The organism is Amycolatopsis sp. SID8362, from assembly GCF_010550475.1.
Taxonomy (GTDB): Bacteria; Actinomycetota; Actinomycetes; order Mycobacteriales; family Pseudonocardiaceae; genus Amycolatopsis; species Amycolatopsis eburnea.
In genome coordinates this window covers 1-1349 of the sequence record NZ_JAAGNB010001295.1, presented here as the reverse complement: position 1 = coordinate 1349, position 1349 = coordinate 1, and the positions used below count along the sequence as shown (strand labels likewise).

Annotated in this window: 1 protein-coding gene and 1 pseudogene; both read right to left on the bottom strand. The window is 74.3% G+C overall.

Features of this window, described 5'->3' with window-relative positions:
• Window positions 1-269, bottom strand: a pseudogene (locus G3I65_RS39930) (DUF58 domain-containing protein); the annotation flags it as partial.
• Window position 270: 1 nt separating this feature from the next.
• Window positions 271-1236 carry a MoxR family ATPase gene (locus G3I65_RS39925; protein ID WP_125307042.1) on the bottom strand — a complete coding sequence of 322 codons (966 nt, stop codon included), beginning with the start codon at window positions 1234-1236 and terminating at the stop codon, window positions 271-273.
• Between the last annotated feature and the right edge of the window lie 113 nt (window positions 1237-1349).

Here is a 1349-nt window from a genome sequence, read left to right as displayed (position 1 = left end):
CACGCGTCGAGCAGCGCGCCGCGCACGGCCCGCCCGCCGGGATTGCCGACCAGCAGCGTCACTTCGCACGGCTCGCCGAGCCGGACCGAAGTGTCGCCGGAGCGCGAAAACGTCAGCGCCCGCACGCTGCCCGCGAGCACCAGGTCGACGACGACCAGCACCAGCAGCACCCCGCCGACCGCCAGCAGCCCGGCGTCCGACGGCGCCAGCAGCCCGACCACCAGCGCGCCGAAGAGCGCGAGCAGCCCGAGCCTCCCGGTGACGGCCATGTCAGCGCGGCACGGGCACGGACGCGAGCACGCGGTCCAGCACGCCGTCCGCGGTGACGCCCTCGAGTTCGGCTTCCGGCCGGACGTCGAGCCGGTGCCGCAACGCGGGCCGCGCCAGGGCTTTGACGTCGTCCGGGGTCGCGTAGTCGCGCCCGGCGAGCCACGCCCAGGCCCGGGTGACCGCCAGCAGCGCCGTGGCACCACGGGGCGAAACGCCGATCCGCACCGACGGCAGCGACCGCGTCGCCCGGCACAGGTCGACGACGTACCCGATCACCTCGGGCCCGACGGTGACGCGAGCGACGGCTTCGCGCGCGGTCGCCAGTTCCGCCGCGCCCGCGACCGCCTTGAGCCCGGCCGCCGCGAGGTTGCGCGGGTCGAAGCCCTGCGCGTGCCGCCACAGGATGCCGATCTCGTCCTCGCGCGACGGCGCCGGCATGGTCAGCTTCAGCAGGAACCGGTCCAGCTGCGCCTCCGGCAGCGGGTAGGTGCCCTCGTACTCCACCGGGTTCTGCGTGGCGATCACGATGAACGGGTCCGGCAGCGGCCGGGTCTTGCCGTCGAGGGAGACCTGCCGCTCCTCCATCGCCTCCAGCAGCGACGACTGCGTCTTCGGCGGCGTCCGGTTGATCTCGTCGGCGAGCAGCAGGTTCGTGAACACCGGCCCCTCGCGGAAGGAGAACTCGCCGCTGTGGGCGTCGTAGACGATCGAGCCGGTGACGTCGCCGGGCATCAGGTCCGGCGTGAACTGCACCCGCTTGGTCTCCAGGTCCAGCGCCGCGGCCAGCGCCCGCACGAGCAGCGTCTTCGCCACGCCGGGGACGCCTTCGAGCAGCACGTGCCCGCGGCACAGCAGCGCCAGGATCAGCCCGGTGACGGCGGCGTCGTTGCCGACGACGGCCTTGCCGACCTCGGCGCGCAGCGCGATCAGCGCGTCACGGGCCCCGGTCGCGTTCTCGCTGGTCAAGTTCGCCCTGCCTCTCGTTCCCCCCTGTCCAGTTCGCCCGCCAGCCGGACCAGCTCCGCGTCGCCGGTCACCGGCGGGCCGTAGAGCACCGCGCCGACGTCGTTCGGCGCGCG